We start from the raw sequence: 19,686 nt of genomic DNA, 5'->3' as shown, positions 1-19,686 counted from the left end.
GCCTTATTATTGTGAAATTATTAAAAATGAGGAGATAGCATGCTTGAAAAATTTGTATGTACCCTCTATTTATACTTACTTTCTATTATTATAGTAGGATATATTTTATTGCTTACTGTTTTAATTTTAAAACCATATGATTTGTGTTAAATAGGTTGGGTTTTGAAGTGATGAGAAATATTAAAATAGTAAATATGGATGTGTAATTTCGGAATATGTTCGTTCTTCAGTATTAGTGGAATAAAGTTATTAGGGGAGAATGGTAATGGATAATATTCGAAAGAGAAAAATGGTCAGTCATCAGATGACCGTATGGACAAAATGGTCATTTAGTATATTTTGGTAGCATGAATATAGTAACAAATTAATATATAAATGAACAGTCTTGTAATGCATTTTTATAAGTACTAATATTTATTGTTGGCTGCCAAAACAAGAGAATAATATGGTTAATGAATCGTGTTGTTTACCGCTTTGTTTTGCATGATTAAAGATAGTTTGATGCTGCAAATATTCTTTAGTTGTAACCTTTTTTTAAGTTGGTTTAGGATGGAAAGGATTTCACTGCAAGAAAATTTGATAATTAAAGATGGAGGCGTTATGAGTACATATTTAAAAAGAATATCTGTAATCTGTTTTATTTTTACTGTTATTATTGGGCAAGTTTTTACACCTATCATAGGGCATGCTCAAGAATTAAACACAACAGGGTTTGTTGATAGTTTTGCAATCGAAAAAACAACATTAAATTATGGGGAACAGACTAGCATACGTGTAAACTTTAGTGAAAAACCTGGAAAAGAGATGAAATCTGGTGATACATTAACGTTAGCACTTCCTCCAGAATTAAAGGGTTTTAGTGGAACGATTCCATTAAAGGATGAGTCAGGACGCGTTTTTGGAACGTGCCAGATCAATAGAAATAATGTGGTTTGTACATTTAACGATACGGTAGAGAAGCTTGAGAATATTCGAGGGAACTTTAATTTTACTGTTCAAGGTACGAATGTAGAAGCAGGAAAAACGAAAGATGTACAAACGAATTTGGGGACAAATTTAGAAAAACAAACGGTTAGAATTACGCATTCAAAAGGGGACGGGAAAGAACCGGGAATCTTTTTCTATAAATCTGGTGATATTCAGCCAGATAAAAGTAATGAAGTACGTTGGTTTTTAAATATAAATTTAAAGAAACAATATTTACATGACAATATTATTTTGAAAGATACTTTACAAGAAGGACAAATGCTAAATAAGGATAGCTTTACTATTACTATCAATAATAAAGAGTATTTGTCTCTTAAGCAATTTCAAGACCGAGGCTATGGATATATTAAGCTTACTAGTGATAACTCATTTGAAGTTGTAGTTTATAGACATATGGGGAACGCCACTTCATTTACTGTTGCCTATACAGCAACTATAACTGAGAGTGGGAAAAAATTAGAATTTCTACAAAATGACTATAAACTTGATTATCAAATTTTATATGAGAAACCTACTTCTGAATCTAATAGTGTAAAGGTAAAAAATATATCATTTGGTGGCGAAGCTGAAGGGGATTTACCTGCGAAAGGAACGCTGCAAATTGTTAAGCATATTGAAGGAAACGAAGGGAAAGTTATCCCAGGTGTTTCTTTTAAATTGTACACAGAGTCAGGTCAGCAAATTGGTGATTCCTATACAACAAATCAAGACGGAGTAGTTGAGGCACCAAACCTAGCTCCAGGTAATTATTATGTACAAGAAATTGCTGCTCCGAACTACGTAGAGTTTGATCCGAAAGCAAAAATTCCTTTTACAATTAAGAAGGATGATGTAAACGGAATAAAACTTATGGTTCCAAATAAGTTGAAAACTACATCTGTTGCAGGAACGAAAACGTGGAAAGACGACAAAGTAAACGATCGCCCAGAAAACATTAAAGTAGATTTACTGCAAAATGGTAAAGTCATTGCAACGAAGGAAGTTACTGCAGCAAATGATTGGAAATACGAGTTTGAAAAGTTACCAGCAGTTGATAATGAGGGAAAAGCTTATAAGTATGAAGTGAAAGAACAACCAGTATCAGGATATCAATCGAAAGTTAACGGATATGATATTAAAAATATAAAGATCCATGAAGCAACAGAAGTAGAAGAGCAAGGTAAAGAAGAAACAATAGAAGAACTGGAAGAGTCATTAAAACCGGAAGAACCAAAGGTAACAGAAGAGCCGAATAAGCCAGAAACACCAGAGGTAACAGACAAACCGGAAATCTGGGTAAAACCAGAAGAAGAAAAGATTGAAGAAGAAACAACAGAAGAACTGGAAGAGTCAATAAAACCGGAAACACCAAAGGTGACAGAAGAACGAAATGTGTTAGAGAAACCAGAGGTAAAAGAGAAACCGGAGATTTTGGTAACACCAGAACAAGAAGAAAATAAAGAAGAAACAACAAACGAAATGGAAGAGTCAATAAAACCGGAAACACCAAAGGTGACAGAAGAACCAAATGTGTTAGAGAAACCAGAGGTAAAAGAGCAACCGGAAGTATCAAATAAACAAGAGGTACAAGATAAAGTAGAAGTATCAAATAAACAAGAGGTACAAGATAAAGTAGAAGTATCAAATAAACAAGAGGTACAAGATAAAGTAGAAGTATCAAATAAACAAGAGGTACAAGATAAAGTAGAAGTATCAAATAAACAAGAGGTACAAGATAAAGTAGAAGTATCAAATAAACAAGAGGTACAAGATAAAGTAGAAGTACAAAGCAAACAAGATGTACAAAATAAATCTGAAGTACCATCTAGTAAAGAAAATAATAAGCAATCAAAATTACTTCCTCAAACAGGGGGAGCATCAACTGAATCTACTTCTATTATTGCAGGTATGTTCGCATTAATTTTAGGAGCGCTGTTGTTTAGACGTAAAAAAATTAATGAGCGTGAGAGTTAGTTCGGAAACAAGATGTATGTAAAAAAGCGGAGACGATAGGTCTCCGCTTTTTATTATTTTTGTACGTAGCTAAGTGGGATGCTACTTATCGATGAAAGATTTAAATGAAATGATTATTGTTTTAATTTATCCCGCATTAACGGGCAGTAAAACTCCCACCTCAAAATTCAGCTGGAGCAAAGAAGTTAGGTGGGAGATAACTGCCCGTAAACGCCCGATTGGTGAAGGCTAATAATCAGTGGGGATGGACAAAACATCCACTGATTAAAGTTTCACTTTATACGTTTTAAAATCACATGCTTTAATTTTTTACGAAATCGGGTGATTAGCGTAATGATAATAATACCGAAGATGATTTTCCAAATGTGTTGTTCAAGTATTAGGAATATATCTTCTAAGTTTTCCCCTAACCAGTAACCACCGATTAAGAAGAAGGATACCCAAAATAGGGCGCCTGAATAAATTGTCATCGCAAAGCGGCGAAACGGTAAGTTGATAATTCCTGCAAAGTATCCTGTGAAGTGGCGAACGCCTGGAATGAAAAAGGCGATAAAGATTAGAAAATATCCGTATTTATCAAACCACATTTTCGTTAAATTAATCTTTCGTGCTGTTAAAAATACATATTTTCCGTATTTCTGAATGAAAGGCATACCAAGTTTATTTCCTAAAAAGTATTGGAATGTCATACCGACACTTGTCCCAATAAAGGATAAAATAATTAAAATTGGTAAACTCAAATCACCTTGATGTGATAAAAATCCTGCATAGGCTAATGTTGGCTCTCCTGGAAAAGGAAGAGCAATATATTCTAAAAGTAATCCAACAAGTACTACATAATACCCGTATTGCTGAAATAATTCGTGAATCCATTCCATGTTGTGCGCTCCTTTTTACATTGAAGTTGTTACACATCTTCCTCTTTTTCGCGCTAATCCAACTGAAACAATAGTAGTAGAAGAGTTGGGCAGGAGGATTTAAGCTAGTATGATTTTTTGACAACCACTCGCGAGTGATAGGCATACTTAATATAGCTCTTTGCTAATTAGCAAAGAGCATTGAAGTGTAAATGTTACTATTAGTTAAAGTTATAGCGGTACAAAAATACGTTGAAATCTTCTTCTTTTGGTCCAAAATTAACTGCTTTTTCTTGTATACGTTGGAAGTTTTGTCTGTCATAAAATTCATAGTTACATTCATTATCTGTATATAAATATAAAGATGTTACATCTTCTTTTGTCATGTAGTGGAATAAATGATTTAGTAAAGATTTCCCAACTCCAAGACCTCTAGATTCTTCGGATACGATGAATAATTGTATACAGCCTTGAAACTGATTTTCTTTTCCTTGAATGAGTTCTTTATATGTTTTTTGAACTTTTATAAATGCTTTTAAAAACTCTCTATTCTCTTTATTAGTCATGAATAGTTTCAGCGTGTTAAAGGTAAAGCTAACAGTATTATGGAATCTCTTTAAACGGTTTTTATCTTTTTCGGAATCGCCTAAAATGACACCGATAACTTTATTATCTTTTTCAGCTACCTTACTAAAGGAACTTCCTAAAATGCAACTGTGTAGGTAGAAGTTTAATATTGAATTTAAAAATTTTTTATCTGTAATGAATTCATTAAATCCAAATGCCTCACCAATTAAATGTTTTATAGGCTCATAGTCTTCTTTGACAAGACTTCTATATTTTACTGTGTTCATAATTGTATACTCCCTTTATTAATGTAAATGACTTATTATAAATAGTAAGGTCTCCTCTAAGGGGAGAGTCAATAGTTGCATGCGAAAAAATAAAAAGGAAGAGATTCAGGTGAAAACATTATTTTCTATTGGAGAAGTTGCAAAAATAAAGGATATAACGATAAAGGCGTTAAGGTACTATCATAAGATGGGAATTCTTATTCCGAAACATATTGATGAATCAACAGGATATAGATATTATTCTATAGATCAATTCATTCACATTGATATTATAAAAAGTTGTAGAGAGTTGAACACCAGTATAGTAGAACTTCAAGAGATTTTTAAGGAATGTGATATGGATAAATTGCTGCAATTTTTACAAGTAAAGAGAGAGGAAGCGGAAGAACATATAAAGAAAATGAAAGAGGTAATTGAAACGATTGATGGTTTAAATGAGGAAGTAGGGAGTTCACAGGAAATATTAAAAAGTGATGAAGTGTGTATTCAGTTCCTTGAACAGCGGAATGTGATTGTGGCGCCATGCAAAGAAGTGGGGAGTTTACAAGAGTTACTGTATTATTCTAATTTAGAGAAAATCATTCAAGAATATGAAGATAAGATGTCAATGGAAATGGGTATTTTATACAATGTTAATGAAAAGTGGGATGTAGAGCCAAAGTATGTTTTTAATAAGGTGCAAGATCATGTACATATGGAAGAGATGCCAAATATAAAAGTATTACCGGGCGGGAAATATGTAACATTAGCGTATAGTAAAGAAAATGAAGAAGAACGCCGAAATACGCTAATTAAATATACAAAAGAAAATAATATAGAAGTGGAGAGTTTTATTGAAGTAGAGTTAGTTAATGATTTTTTTAATACGGAGTCTTATAGTTGTCAAATTCAAATTTTTATAGGGGATAGTGAGAATAAGAAGTTTTGATTCCATAATTTTATGGAGGGGACTGTCCCAAAATCCTAACTTTGAAATGGAGTTAGGTTCTTATTGGGTAAAATTGCAACAGTGCATGAAATTAAGTCGACTTAACTATAAAATACGGCAATGATAGCCTATCTATTAATAAAGGCCACCCCAAAAAAATTTGGGACGGCCTCATTAGTAGTAAGAAACGTATTATTTACGTGAGAAACCTTCTTCATCAAGGTATTCCGCAGCTTCTGGATAAGAGTTGAATGTACCGTCTAAGTTTACGCCAGCGTAAACGTTCCACATGTCATCCTCTTGAATAAGAGTTAGGATATGACCGTCTTCGTTCTTCCATTCTTCTTCTGCAGCAGGTTCCATTGGTGCTACAATTTCCTCTTGCTCCTGTGATAGACGTTCAATTACTTTTTCAATTAATGAACGCAGTTCTTCTTCTGAAAACTCGCGGATGTTAATCATGCCTTTATCATCTGTTCTATAACCTTTAATGAAGTTTGCATATACAAATCCGTTTCCATTTGGGTGTAAATGATATACAACGTTCTTTTTATCTAAACGACTTTCTTCAAAGTGAAAGTTTACGCGTTTTAATGATACGTTCTTTCTTTCTAATTCCGGGAAAGATTCAATAATTGATAATTTTTCTTCAAAAGTTAGCATAGTGCCTCCAAGTATATAGTAAAAGATTTAATTTGTTCATTATAGCATAGTCAAGTTTGTTTCCAAAGGTAGATTCGTCATATTGCTGTTTTTTAGTTTGATTTGGGAAGGCTATTTATCAATGTAGACGTTTACTTCACGAGACTGTAAAGAGTTTTTTATAAATACGTTAACGAATGATTTGTTTTAGATGTACAATGGAACATGGACTTTATAAGAAGGTGGTTATTTATATGTTTCAAAAAATAGCAAAGGAATGTTTAGCAGGGTTTACTGTTGCGATTGTTGCTTTGCCGCTAGCGATTGCATTTGGTATTGCTGCAACGGGAACGTCTGAGGGAGCACTGGTCGGATTGTATGGTGCAATTTTTGCAGGTTTGTTTGCGGCGTTATTTGGCGGTACACCGGGGCAAGTAACGGGTCCTACTGGGCCGATTACAGTAATTGCAACGGGCGTTATTGCAACTCACGGATTAGAAGCAAGTTTTATTGCATTTATGATGGCGGGGTTATTTCAAATTTTATTTGGTGTATGTAAGCTCGGCTCTTACGTTCGTTACATTCCGTATCCTGTTGTTTCAGGGTTTATGAATGGGATTGCACTGATTATTATTTTAGGTGAAATGAAGCACGTACAAAATAGCTTTCTGCTTGTGTTATTAACGATCATTGTAATGATTGTTTCTGGAAAATGGATTAAGGCCATTCCATCAAGTTTAGTAGCATTAGTAGGTGTTACAGTAACGTTGCCGTTATTTTCTTCTATGCTACAAGGGATTACAGTGCAATTACCATTTGTAGGAACTCTTTCTTTAAATAAGATGATTGAAAAGATAGGTGCAATTCCAGAGGCGATGCCATCTCTTCACGTACCGACTTTAGACGCAAATGGCATGTTAGCACTTGTATTACCAGCACTTAGTATTGCTTTACTAGGATCAATTGACTCATTATTAACGTCTGTCGTAATGGATAATGTGACGGGGACACGTCATAAAAGTAATAAAGAGTTAATCGGACAAGGTATTGGCAATATTGCGAGTGGTTTGTTCGGTGGATTAGCAGGAGCAGGTGCAACTGTTAGATCTATCGTCAATATAAGAAGCGGGGGGAAGACGGCACTGTCGGCTTGTATGCATAGTGTCATATTATTTATTTTCATTATGGGACTCGGTTCAGTGGTACAATATATTCCGCTTGCTGTATTATCAGGTATTTTAATTTTAACTGGCATCGGGATGTTTGAGTGGGAAAGTATGAAGAAAGCACATGTAGCACCAAGAGGTGATGTGATTGTTATGTTCGTGACGATGGTTGTGACAGTGAAATTCGATTTAATGGTTGCTGTTGCGTTTGGCATTATTCTTTCCTTCATTATATACATGGTGAAGTGTAAAGAACGTAAAGCTTCTATTATAAAAGAAAAAGAAGCGACGTATACGATTCAGGGACCACTTTCATTTCTATCAGTAGATCGTATTTTTGCTGCTTTACAAGATGTGAAGTCTCCAGTTAGTTTGCGTATGAAAGATGTACGCTATATGGATGTATCAGGAGCTATGGCACTATTAAACTTTGTTGAGCAATCGAATAAAGTAGGAGCGAGTGTGACACTTGAACATGTACATCCGCATATTGAAAAGACAATAGTAATGATGGCGAATGATGAGCAAAAAGAGAAATTACAGTTTTTGAAAGCTGAGACAATATAGGAATAGGAACCTTCACATGAATTGCGTTATAGAGTGTGAAGGTTCTTATTATTTGTATATGTGCTTACTATGTATAAAATCATTATATCTAAATATTATACGTCTGTTGACAATTGATTTTCTACACAGTATAGTAACATCTTAGATTAGCAATGTGCTATTATAAGAAGGTATATGAATTTTGAGGTTCCTTTATATTCAGAAGGAAGAGCTTTAAGCTGGAGGGAATATTTGATGTACAAACAGTTACCACATGGAGTGAAGATCGGGATTACACGATCAATTGTTGTTTCTTTTGAGAGATATATGAAAGAAATTGAATGGAATGAAGAAAAATTTGATATGCAGCAATTTGTTGAACAGTGGAAACAATATTTATACACAAAATCAACTTGGATTAATAAAGTAGATGACGAGTTGAAAGGACATCCAGATTTCCATCAAGCATTAGCGATGAAAGTAAATGAAAAAATTAGTGAGCTTATTAGTGAGCAGCCGAGCGAAGAACAATTAGAGCTGTTAAACAAGAGCGAAGTAAAGTATGTAGATGAAATGTGTAAACTAGAAGCTGAGTATCATATTGAACGTTTATTAGTAACGAAGTAGATTTTACATAAAAAATAGAGCCTATCCTAAAGGTGTGATGACCATCTTTTAGGATAGGCTTTTTTGTATATTAGTCTTGTGGTACAAATGCTTTCCAGCTAGATAAATCCATGTTTTGTTTCAAGATGGATGAAGCAGGGAAAACAAATGACCACGGTTTTGTAGTATTCGCTTTAATTTCAAGATTCGGTAACGTGAAAGCACCTTTAACAACGACTTCTCCAGAAGCATCTTCAATATGAAGAGGAAGTTGTTCTAGTTGAATGTTATCTTTACAGCCGTTACGAATTAGAAGTGTTGTATGTAAATCGCCGTTCTCTTTCAGTGCGGCTTGTAAACCTAGGAAGTTAATTTCACCTTCATTTGGAGGTGTTAAATTGTCTACAAAATTACGTAAAGCATCTTTGCTTGCTTCAGGTAACTGAGATTCCCAAGATGGATCTAAATCTAGTTGATGCTTACTTTCAAGTTCGAAAGCTAATTCCCAATCTGATTGAGATAGTTCAGCTTCCGTTATTGTTTCTTGCTCAAATGTAAATACGAAAGGCATATTCACGTTTTCGGGAATATCGCCAAGTGCAGATAAGTTAAATGTTTTACGTGCGCACAGCTTTTTATCTTTGTTTAATAGAAGTAATGTAACTTCTTCGAAAGAAATTGGTTTTGGGACACTGCTGCGAATGAAAGCAGCTACATCGTATGCGCCATCACGTTTTTCAATTTCAATTCCTGATAAGGAAATTTGATATTCTTGTAAACGTGGTAATTCTTTATGTAAGAATTGATAAATGTATTTTTGTTCTTGTGCTACGTCACCCCAGCTAGGATGGAAGTAAAGAACTGGCTTTACCGTTTTATTTTGAGAAGTAGTTTCTTCTTGTCCAAATAATTGATTACTAGAAACAGTAGTATCTTTTCCTTTTTTCTTTGCCTTTTTCAGGAATGATAACATAAATTTTCACCTCATGATTGTACGTTTTCTGGAACTGCTAAATGTCTCGCGATATATCGGCACATTTCTTTTTCAAAATTACCGTAAGTGTATAAGAAAATATCCAAACCTTCTTTTTGGTAAAGGCGAGTTGGATCTTCTTGTTGATATTGTCTTAAGCCAATACCTTCTTTCAAGTGAGTCATTGCATCTAAGTGATTTACCCAGTTTTGATCTAGGAAGTGTAAACCAACGTAGCGCAGTGATTGTTGTAAATCCGCATGGTCATTTAATTCTTGTACACGTTCGATATAGCTAGAAATTGTATCTTTTAAAACGATTTGTAAATCCTCAGGTGAATGTACGTCGTTCGCAGATAATGGCGGCAAAGTTTCAGCCGCTAAAACTTCTTTAATAGATGCTGTTAAACTAGTGAAATCCCATTCTTCAGGAAGCATTCCTTCAAGAAGGTGCTGCTTAGCAATTGCATCCACAGAGTGTTCAATCATTGGAATAACAAGTTCTATCATATTTGTTTCTTCTTTTAGAAGGTTGTTACGTAGTGTGTATATAACATTACGTTGATCATTAATTACGTCATCTAATTTTAAATTATATTCACGCATTGAGAAATGACCACCTTCACAAATTAATTGTGTACGGTTAATGAAATCATGAACTTTAGATGTATTAATAAGCCCCGTTTTGTCAGGTTTCAGTGATTTCTCCAGCTTTTCTACTTCTTCATGAGCAAAGCGCTTTAGCATCTCATCTTCTAAAGATAGGAAAAATTGAGAGCTTCCCGGATCACCTTGGCGACCAGCTCGTCCTTTAAGCTGGTTATCAACGCGGCGAGATTCATGACGTTCTGTTCCAATTACATGTAATCCACCAAGGGCGTGGACACCTTCACCTAGTAAAATATCAGTACCTCGGCCTGCCATATTGGTAGCGATTGTAATTTGACCTTTTTGCCCAGCAGTTGCAATTAAGTCTGCTTCTTGCTCTGCACTTTTAGCGTTTAATAATTGATACTTTATGTTTGCTTCATCTAAATAACGAGCAACAGTTTCAGATTGCAAGATAGACATCGTCCCAATTAAAATAGGGCGTCCTTGCTTATGCTGTTTTAGAACTTCTTCACGCACAGCTTTATATTTATCATCAGCTGTTACATATACTACGTCATTTTTATCTTCACGAAGAACAGGACGGTTCGTTGGAATTGGAATAACTTCCATATTATATACACGGTTGAATTCTTTTTCTTCCGTTTTTGCGGTACCTGTCATACCTGATAATGCCGGATACATACGGAAGAAGTTTTGAATTGTAATAGAAGCTTGTGTTTGGTTTTCTTCTGTAATTTCTAAACCTTCTTTTGCTTCTAGTGCTTGATGTAAGCCGTCACTTAAAGAGCGACCATCCATAACACGTCCTGTGAAAATATCTACAAGTAGTATTTTTTCATCATGCACAATATAGTCAACGTCAAGCTGGAAAGCGACATTGGCACGTAATGATTGAATCATATAATGGTATAGAGTTTGATGCTCTAAATCGTATAAGTTATCGATGTCAAATAAATCTTCTATTTTTGTAATACCGTCTTCTGTAAAACTAGCTGATTTCGATTCTGCATCATATGTATAGTGAAGGGTATCTTGGAATGATTTAATAACTTTTGCACATAAATAATGCAAATCAGAGCTACCTGATTTCTTCCCAGCAATGATAAGTGGCGTTTTCGCCTCATCAATTAAAACGCTATCAATCTCATCGATAATAGCAAAGTGATAGGGGCGCTGAACTTGATCATTTTGTGAAGCAGCCATATTATCGCGAAGATAGTCAAAGCCAAACTCTGTTCCAATACCGTATGTAATATCAGCTTTGTACGCAAGTTTCTTTTCAGAAGGATCGATTTGAGGAATATTTAATCCAACTTGTAAGCCTAGGAATTCATGAACTTGGCCAATTAACTCTTTATCACGCTTCGCTAAGTAATCGTTTACAGTAATAACATGAACGCCTTTTCCTTCAAGGGCACGTACATATGTTGGGAGAGAGGAAACTAATGTTTTTCCTTCACCAGTTGGCATCTCCGCAATATTACCTTCTAGTAATACAAGTCCTCCGATTAACTGCACATCGTAATGGCGTAATCCAAGCACACGTTTTGCGGCTTCGCGTACAACAGCGAATGCTTCTACTTTTATGTCATCAACTGTTTTACCATCCGTAAGCATACTTTTGAATGTGACAGTTTTGTGACGCAATTCTTCGTCAGGTAAATCAGACATTTGTTTTTCCAAATCATTAATATCTTGAACGAGTTGTTCATATTTTTTTAGCTTTCTCTTTTGAGAATCTCCTAACAATTTCTTTACCGAATTCAGCATGTTGTAAACACTCCTCTTACTGACAATAGCTACATTATAGCACATGTTTATCTTGAACAAGTAGAAGTAGTAAATTGAAGAAAATACTGGATAAAAATACGCGTATCTTGCACATATTATATTTAAAACATAAAAAGAAAGAGAGTATTCAATATATAAGAAATTTGGTATGATAACTAAATGAGATAAAGTGATGATTCTCAAGATGAATGAATAATATGGATTTAATATTTTATGTAGATTATATATTGAAAGAAAAGAGATAGAAGATGAATAAAAAGTTTGTAAAAGGCGCTGCGATTTTAACCGTTACAACGTTTATATCGAAAGTAGTGGGGAGTTTTTTCCAAATTCCATTGCAAAATATAGCAGGGGATGAAGTACTTGGGATTTTCCGCCTTGTTTTTCCTGTATATATGATAGCCTTAACTTTATCAGTAGCGGGAGTCCCGCTAGCAATATCACAGTTAATAGCTGATCTTCATGAAAAGAATGATCGTGACGGAATATCTAAATTGTTTACGTCCGCATCTATTATCGGTGTTATATTTGGGGTGCTCGGATTTTTAATTATTATCATTGGATCGAGTAGCATTGCAAATATGCTTGGTGGACAAGAGACGAGGCTACCATTAATTGTTACTTCGTTTGCTTTATTAATCGCACCGTATATGGCAGTGTACCGTGGATATTTCCAAGGGTTTGGAGATATGATACCTACTGGTGTATCGCAAGTAATTGAACAGTTGATTCGCGTGTTCTTTATGCTAACAATTGCTTATATATTTGTATATTGGAATAAAAGTAGTGATATCATAACAGGTGGAGCGATGATCGGTTCTTGCTTTGGTGTTATCACGTCACTCATATATTTACGAATGAAATACGTGAAAAGTACGTATCGCTATAAGAGTGAAACATATTCATTACAAGACTTTAAGAAAAACGCGAAAAGTATACTCCGTGTTTCAGTTCCTATTGCAATCGGAGCGTTATCGATGCCTGTTTTAAATTTAGTTGATTCTGTAACAATTCCACATGTATTACATGAATCTTCTACAACGATTCAGGAACAATTTGGTATATATAGCCGTGGTTTTGCATTTACGCAATTAATCGTTGTATTTGCAAGTGCGATAGTATTTCCGTTAATTCCATTATTAACAGCGGCTTTAACAAAAAAAGATATAGCTTTAGCTAAACTGACAGTAAAACGTACAAATGAGTTTGCACACGTTTTAACAATGCCGATAACGATATGGCTTATGGCGCTTGCAGTACCGCTTAATGTTGCGTTATTTACAGATACAAAAGGAAGTGGCATGTTAGCTATTTTAATTGGTAGCTCGTATTTCACATCACTTATGGTATTATCAATAGGAATCTTGCAAGGGATTAATCGTTCGATGCAAGCAGCATGGATTGTCATCGGTGTAAGTTTTGTAAAAATTGTATTAAATATAGCGCTAGTAAACCAATTCGGTATAAATGGAGCAGCGTATAGTACTCTAATTATTTATATAATGATTTGTATCGTAAATCATATTTATATTAGAAAAGATCTTTCCTATCCAATAGCTATAGGGAAATTTTTGGCTGTGATTGGAGTATCTAGTATTTTAGGTATAGCATTATACTTTGGGACTACATTAATCAATGTGACAGATTCCAGGATTTTAGCAATGATATATAGTGCTGTAGCGCTAAGTATAGCTTCAGTGTTATATGGCATATGTGCATTGAAACTAAACTGGATATCGAAAGAACAAATTCCATTTTTACGTAAATAAAATCGTTGATTATAGAAAATGAACAATATTATACATGGGTATGACTTGTTAGATGTTTGTGAAAGAAATCAATTTGAAGTTATCAAACCTTTCTCGGCAAGGAATGGATAACAATTTGTTTAATTACAAAAAGAGTTGATTGCGAAATGTTGGAGGAGATTAAGAGTGCGGTTAGTTTTATCAGGATATTATGGTTTTTATAATGTTGGGGACGAAGCAATTTTGCAATCAATTATTAAAGCGCTACATGAAGAGGATCCTACTCTTGAGCTTGTTGTACTTTCAAATGACCCCGACTATACAAGAAAAATGTACGGTGTAGAAGCAGTAAACCGATGGGATATAAGAGCGATTTACCGAGAAATAAAGAGAAGTAATGGTTTAATTAGCGGAGGCGGAAGTCTCTTACAAGATAAGACGAGTATTAAGAGTATTTTATACTATACGGGTATTATGCGGCTTGCCCGTTTTTTGAAAAAGCCGTATTATATTTACGCCCAAGGAATCGGACCTATTACGAAGAAGCAAAATCGTTTATTAGTGAAATGGCATGTATCAAAGGCTGAATATATATCAGTACGTGATGAAGACTCTTTTTTGTACTTAAAAGAAATTGGTATTAAGAAAGACATCGAACTTGTTCCAGATCCAGTATTAGCTTGTCAGCCAGAAGAAAAGAAATCCGATTGGCTTCAAAAACATGCGCTGCAAGGAAAGGTCGTTGCGGTTAGTGTAAGGTACTGGGATGCAAAAGAAGATTATATGAAGAAGTTAGCAGATACGCTGAAAAAGCTTAAGCAAGAGGGATACCATATTTTATTTGTACCGATGCATGGACCATTTGATCAAAATGCATCAAGGGATATCATTAATTTGATGGGAGAAGAAGCGCACATGCTCCCGTATAAAATGGATATTCATGAGAAAATCTCTATTTTATCAGAATGCTCTCTTTTAATAGGAATGAGACTGCATGCTCTTATATTATCGGCAGTTGCAAACACGCCTATGATTGGAATTTCATATGATCCAAAGATCGATTCGTTTTTACAACAAGTAAATCAGCCGATTATTGGGAATGTGGATGGAGACTGGACGACAGAAACATTACATAGTATGGCGATTAAACAATTAGAGCAGACAGAATATGTACAGGAAACATTAGGACAAAGGGTAGAGGAATTACGAGAGCAAATTTCCATAGCGTCCAAATATATTATTAATGACTTACATGCAAAAGAGTCTATAAAAAGAGGAATGGAATAGAGGCCATTCCTCTTTTTATTCAATAATTGAGTAGAAAGAAGAACAGGGATCACCTGTTCTTTTTTGCTATGTAAGTAAAAGTTTGAAAGAGAAGCGTATTGAAGAAAAAATAAAATGTCGACAAAAAATATAAAAAATGTAGAATAATGTCGAAAAAAAACAAAAGATTCTAGTTTTGTTTTTCCTGAATATGTATGTTTTTAGTGGTTCTTAATCTTAAAATCTCAACATTAGCATATAAAGAATATTAATATAAAGCGTTTTATATAAAAACACTTGGATAACGAGGCAGGTTTTGTTCAGAAAAATGAATTTAAGAATGATGTCGAAAATCATAGAAACATCTTGTTGATTTATGTCGTAATATCTTTATAGTCGGATGTTGAAATTGTAAACGTTTTTCTGCTATAGTTGTAAGTGGTTATGTACAGATTGTATGAAGCTTATGTTGATACACAATTAATACATACTTGATAATGAAGCCTATACATAATTTTTATGAGATGTCGAAAAATAAAGTTGGATAATTGTAAATCTTTTTATTTTTTTGGCGTTTAGGGATTTTATTTTTCAATAAAATGGTGTAATATGTGTATTGTTCTATATTATGGAATGGGTTCCGCATTTCTATGAGGAAATATATAAAATGGCAAAGACTAACTCTTACAAAAAATTAATCGCTGGTACAATGACAGCAGCAATGGTAGCAGGTGTTGTATCTCCAGTAGCAGCAGCAGGAAAAACATTCCCAGACGTTGAACCAGGTTCTTGGAGTGCAGAGTACATTGATTATTTAGTAGCAAAAAAAGCAATCGAAGGTAAACCAGACGGAACATTCGCTCCATCTGAAGCAATTGACCGCGCTTCTGCTGCAAAAATTATGGCAATTACGTTAGACTTAAAAGTTGAAGATGGTGCAAAACCAACTTTCAAAGATGCTCAAGATTCATGGGCTGCTAAATATATCGCAGCTGTTGAAAAAGCTGGTGTAATTCAAGGGGATGAAACTGGTAAGTTTAATCCAAACAACAAAATTGACCGTGCTTCTATGGCAACAATGATCGTAAAAGCATACAAATTAGATGGTAAAGTAAGCGGAGACTTAGAAACTAAATTCCCTGATTTAAAAGATCACTGGGGTGAAAAAGCTGCTAACATTTTAGTTGCTTTAGATATCACTAATGGTACTGGCAATGGTTGGGAGCCAGATAAATCTGTGACTCGTGCTGAAGCTGCTAAATTCATTGCTAAAACTGATATGAACTACGGCGCTGCTGCAAAAGTTGAATCAGCTAAAGCAGTTACATCTCAAAAAGTAGAAGTTAAATTCGACAAAGCTGTTGAAAAATTAACTAAAGAAGATGTTAAAGTAACTAACAAAGCTAACAACGATAAAGCGTTAGTTAAAAACGTAACTTTATCAGAAGATAAAAAATCTGCTACAGTTGAGTTATACGATAACCTAGCAGCTAAACAAACTTACACTGTAGATGTAAATAAAGTTGGTAAAACAGAAGTAACTGTAGGTTCTTTAGAAGCAAAAACAATCGAAATGGCTGACCAAACAGTGGTAGCTAATACAGCAACTAAATTACAATACAAAGTTACAGATGAAAACGGTACTGAAGTTGTTTCACCAACTGGAATTGAATTTGAAACTCCAGCTGCTGAGGGAACAATCAAAAATGGTGAAATTACTTTAGCAAAAGGTACTTCAACTACTGTAAAAGCTGTTTACAAAAAAGAAGGTAAAGTAGTAGCTGAAAGTAAAACAGTAAAAGTTTCTGCTGAAGGTGCTGCAGTAGCTTCAATCTCTAACTGGACAGTTGCAGAGCAAGGTAAAGCTGACTTTACTTCTAAAGACTTCAAACAAAACAATAAAGTTTATGAAGGCGACAAAGCTTACGTTCAAGTAGAATTGAAAGACCAATTTAATGCAGTAACAACTGGTGCAGTTGAATATGAGTCATTAAATACAGAAGTTGCTGTAGTAGATAAAGCTACTGGTAAAGTAACTGTATTAGCTGCAGGCAAAGCACCAGTAAAAGTAACTGTTAAAGATGCAAACGGTAAAGAGCTTGCTTCAAAAACAGTTGAAATTGAAGCTTTCGCTCAAAAATCTCTAAAAGAAATTAAGTTAGAGCAAACAAACTTAACACTTTCTACGAAAGACGTAACAGACTTAAAAATAAAAGCTCCAGTATTAGATCAATACGGTAAAGACTTTACTGCTGATAAAGTAGAAGTAAAAGTTCTTGATAAAGACGGTAAAGAGCTAACAGATCAAAAAGTAACTGCTAAGCATGAAAATAAAGAATTAGTAGTAAATGCTAATGGTCAAGAAGCTGGAAAATACGTATTAGAATTAACAGCTACATCTGGTAAAAAAGAAGTAAAAGCTAAAGTAGCTCTAGAATTAAAAGCTCCAGGTACATTCTCTAAATTTGAAGTTCGTGGCTTAGAGAGCGAGTTAGATAAATATGTTACTAAAGACAATAAAAAGAATGCTATGACTGTTTCTGTCCTTCCAGTTGATGCAAATGGATTAGTTTTAAAAGAGGCTGAAGGTGCTGAACTAACAGTAACAACAAATAAAGATGGTAAAGAAGTAGCGGCAACTAGTGAGCAAGTAACTGTGGACAATAACAGTGTAATTACTGTTGGAGCAGGTGCAAAAGCTGGTGAAACTTACAAAGTAGCTGTGAAATTAGCTGATGGTAAGTTAATCGCAACTCATTCATTCAAAGTTGTTGACACAGCACCAGCTGCTAAAGGATTAGCAGTAGAGTTCACAAGCACATCTCTAAAAGATGTAGCAGCAAACGCTGATTTAAAAGCTGAGCTTGCAAAAATTCTATCTGTTGATAACGTACCTGCAACTACAGCAAACGCAACAGTTTCTAAAGTAGAATTTGTTTCTGCTGACACAAGTGTTGTAGCTGAAGATGGAAAAGTTGGTACAAAAGGTGCAACATCTATCTACGTGAAAAACCTGACAGTTGTAAAAGAAGGTAAAGAACAAAAGGTAGAATTTGATAAAGCAGTAAGAGTAGCAGTTTCTATCAAAGAAGTAAAGCCTGCACAAAACTAATTTAAAATAATTAAATAGTAAGTGCTTAATAAAGCCTATGAGAAAATAGATGAAAGTCTATGAGTATCATAGGCTTTTATTTTACGTTAATAGTAGAATCATGTAAAAAAATTTAAGGGGAAGGAGATAAGTTTTGTAGGGTTTATTAATTTTTATTTGAGATCTAAATTTTTAGATTTTAAGAGGTACTTACAAAATGTACTAGCTATTTAGTGATAAGATGCCTTTATTTTTTAGTTTGAGGGGGATAGTCAGAGAGAATCTAAAATAAAAAACACAGCCATGTATAAGCTTTATGGCTGTGTTATATGGTTATTGTTTAAACTTAAACATGTCCCCACTCAAATTCGAATCACTATACACAAACAATACCATGTTAATGTTGTTGTCTTTAATGTATTGATATACATCCTTTTCGTGATAGTGACGAAGGTCGAGGATGGATGTGTGTTTGAAGCTTTGTGCTAAGTGTGGCACGATTGCGTTTGCGAATGAGTCTTTTAGGACTAAGGCGCGTACTTCATTTGGTGCATTGTTATTTTCGATGACGATTTCTGGATAGTCGTTTGTGTAATAGCCTGCGTATGATGTTGTGTCTTTTTGTTTTTCTACGCCATATAGTTCATCTAATGTGCGATATACAGTACCGTTTACATCTTTTGCGGTTACGCTTGTGAAGTTGAAACCGTCTTTCGGTGTGTAGTAGCACAATTTTTCACCAGCTGCATCGATGAGTTGGTATAGTTGGTTGTTGAAGCTTCCAACTAAATGTTTATTTTGCGCACATGTACGAGTGTAGTCTTCTTTTTTTATTTCTTTTCCTTTATATATAGAAGATTGTTGCCCGATTGTGTTCATTATATATTGGTAGCCTAAGAAGGCACCGTCCATATTCCAATGATGATCTGTTTTGAAATACATGTCTTGTATTTCTTCGTTCGTATAGTTCTGTTTCAAGTGTTCCATGAGTTTAATTGGCTTTACGTCCGCCGGAAGTTTCGTTAGAAAGTAATTTAAATTTTCCTGTGCATATGTGTGAATATGAGAAGGTAATTTAAATGATAATGCATTCGTTTTTGACGGTGGTAAAGCAAAGTAAAACTCAATGTTTTTTTCTTTTAAAAACTGAGATAAGTCGTTTATAGCAGGCATGGATTGGTCAATTTCATTATATTTTTTTGTCCACGCTGGATTTTTAAGGAGCCATTTATCATCAGTTAAAATAATATCGTTAATGAAAGATTTGCCCATATTAATTTGAGCAATCGTATAGTTTTTAATTAGCTCATCTCGTCCGATTAGTTGATCATTTGTGTATGTTTCAAAATCTTTAAAGAAGCTACCAGTTAGGAGAGTTGCTTTCGTAAGTGCTGGTTTTTGAGCGAGCGGCCGATTTTCAACTGGTGAAATGTCTCGGTCTGTTTTGAGTAACGATAATATGCCAAATGAAAAGATAATGGTGAGAAAACCGATAAACAGGATGAGGTTCCCCAATTTTTTCATAATAACTTTTCCTTCCTACATAAAGTGAAACTTTAATCAGTGGGGGTCTTGTTCATCCACCACTGATTATCAGCCTTAACCAATCGGGCTTTTCCGGGCAGCCCGCCCCCAACTTAACTTCTTTGCTTTCGCTGAATTTTGAG

At 34.5% G+C, this 19,686-nt stretch carries 14 protein-coding genes; 8 read left to right on the top strand and 6 right to left on the bottom strand.

What is annotated here, in order from left to right; genetic code table 11:
- Positions 1–600: 600 nt before the first annotated feature.
- Both JFU20_RS10755 and JFU20_RS10750 read left to right on the top strand, forming a co-directional pair.
- A complete protein-coding gene (locus JFU20_RS10755) occupies positions 601–2,940 on the top strand; it encodes a Cna B-type domain-containing protein (RefSeq protein WP_201038616.1) in 2,340 nt (779 codons plus the stop codon).
- 91 nt (positions 2,941–3,031) lie between these two features.
- The gene (locus tag JFU20_RS10750; protein ID WP_002166302.1) at positions 3,032–3,172 is read left to right on the top strand and encodes a hypothetical protein; all 141 of its coding nucleotides are present in this window, start codon (positions 3,032–3,034) and stop codon (positions 3,170–3,172) included.
- Between the two features lie 40 nt (positions 3,173–3,212).
- On the opposite strand, the gene JFU20_RS10745 is transcribed toward JFU20_RS10750, so the two are convergent.
- The gene (locus tag JFU20_RS10745; RefSeq protein ID WP_002166301.1) at positions 3,213–3,818 is read right to left on the bottom strand and encodes a DedA family protein; all 606 of its coding nucleotides are present in this window, start codon (positions 3,816–3,818) and stop codon (positions 3,213–3,215) included.
- Between the two features lie 200 nt (positions 3,819–4,018).
- Positions 4,019–4,651 (bottom strand): GNAT family N-acetyltransferase, encoded by a 633-nt coding sequence (locus tag JFU20_RS10740; RefSeq protein WP_002166300.1) that lies wholly within the window; start codon positions 4,649–4,651, stop codon positions 4,019–4,021.
- Positions 4,652–4,730: 79 nt separating this feature from the next.
- On the opposite strand from JFU20_RS10740, the gene JFU20_RS10735 reads away from it, so the two are divergent.
- A complete protein-coding gene (locus tag JFU20_RS10735; protein WP_002166299.1) occupies positions 4,731–5,579 on the top strand; it encodes a MerR family transcriptional regulator in 849 nt (282 codons plus the stop codon).
- A 192-nt stretch (positions 5,580–5,771) separates the two neighbouring features.
- Here the strand turns inward: JFU20_RS10735 and JFU20_RS10730 are convergent, their stop codons facing one another.
- A complete protein-coding gene (locus JFU20_RS10730; RefSeq protein ID WP_002166298.1) occupies positions 5,772–6,242 on the bottom strand; it encodes a hypothetical protein in 471 nt (156 codons plus the stop codon).
- Between the two features lie 233 nt (positions 6,243–6,475).
- Here JFU20_RS10730 and JFU20_RS10725 point away from each other — a divergent pair, with 233 nt between their 5' ends.
- Positions 6,476–7,954 (top strand): SulP family inorganic anion transporter, encoded by a 1,479-nt coding sequence (locus JFU20_RS10725; RefSeq protein ID WP_201038615.1) that lies wholly within the window; start codon positions 6,476–6,478, stop codon positions 7,952–7,954.
- Between the two features lie 234 nt (positions 7,955–8,188).
- Positions 8,189–8,560, top strand: a complete 372-nt coding sequence (locus JFU20_RS10720; protein ID WP_002166296.1) for a hypothetical protein — start codon at positions 8,189–8,191, stop codon at positions 8,558–8,560.
- Between the two features lie 70 nt (positions 8,561–8,630).
- Here the strand turns inward: JFU20_RS10720 and JFU20_RS10715 are convergent, their stop codons facing one another.
- Together JFU20_RS10715 and secA2 are read right to left on the bottom strand one after the other, a co-directional pair.
- The gene (locus JFU20_RS10715) at positions 8,631–9,512 is read right to left on the bottom strand and encodes an accessory Sec system S-layer assembly protein (RefSeq protein ID WP_002030040.1); all 882 of its coding nucleotides are present in this window, start codon (positions 9,510–9,512) and stop codon (positions 8,631–8,633) included.
- A gap of 11 nt (positions 9,513–9,523) precedes the next feature.
- On the bottom strand, positions 9,524–11,893 hold the full coding sequence (gene secA2 / locus JFU20_RS10710; protein ID WP_201038614.1) for an accessory Sec system translocase SecA2: 2,370 nt from the start codon (positions 11,891–11,893) through the stop codon (positions 9,524–9,526).
- Between the two features lie 269 nt (positions 11,894–12,162).
- Between secA2 and JFU20_RS10705 the strand changes: the two genes are divergently transcribed.
- From JFU20_RS10705 to JFU20_RS10695, 3 genes are all read left to right on the top strand, one after another.
- Positions 12,163–13,683: a putative polysaccharide biosynthesis protein gene (locus JFU20_RS10705; protein WP_201038613.1), complete on the top strand. Its 1,521-nt coding sequence runs from the start codon at positions 12,163–12,165 to the stop codon at positions 13,681–13,683.
- Positions 13,684–13,848: 165 nt separating this feature from the next.
- Entirely contained in the window at positions 13,849–14,949 is a 1,101-nt protein-coding gene (csaB, locus tag JFU20_RS10700; protein WP_002125544.1) for a polysaccharide pyruvyl transferase CsaB, read from the top strand.
- 646 nt (positions 14,950–15,595) lie between these two features.
- Positions 15,596–18,040, top strand: a complete 2,445-nt coding sequence (locus tag JFU20_RS10695) for an S-layer homology domain-containing protein (RefSeq protein WP_201038612.1) — start codon at positions 15,596–15,598, stop codon at positions 18,038–18,040.
- 312 nt (positions 18,041–18,352) lie between these two features.
- On the opposite strand, the gene patB1 is transcribed toward JFU20_RS10695, so the two are convergent.
- On the bottom strand, positions 18,353–19,543 hold the full coding sequence (gene patB1, locus JFU20_RS10690; protein WP_002010914.1) for a secondary cell wall polysaccharide O-acetyltransferase PatB1: 1,191 nt from the start codon (positions 19,541–19,543) through the stop codon (positions 18,353–18,355).
- Positions 19,544–19,686: the final 143 nt, after the last annotated feature.

This window comes from Bacillus sp. TH30 (assembly GCF_016650875.1).
GTDB lineage: Bacteria > Bacillota > Bacilli > Bacillales > Bacillaceae_G > Bacillus_A > Bacillus_A mycoides.
This window is presented reverse-complemented; position numbering and strand designations above follow the sequence as displayed.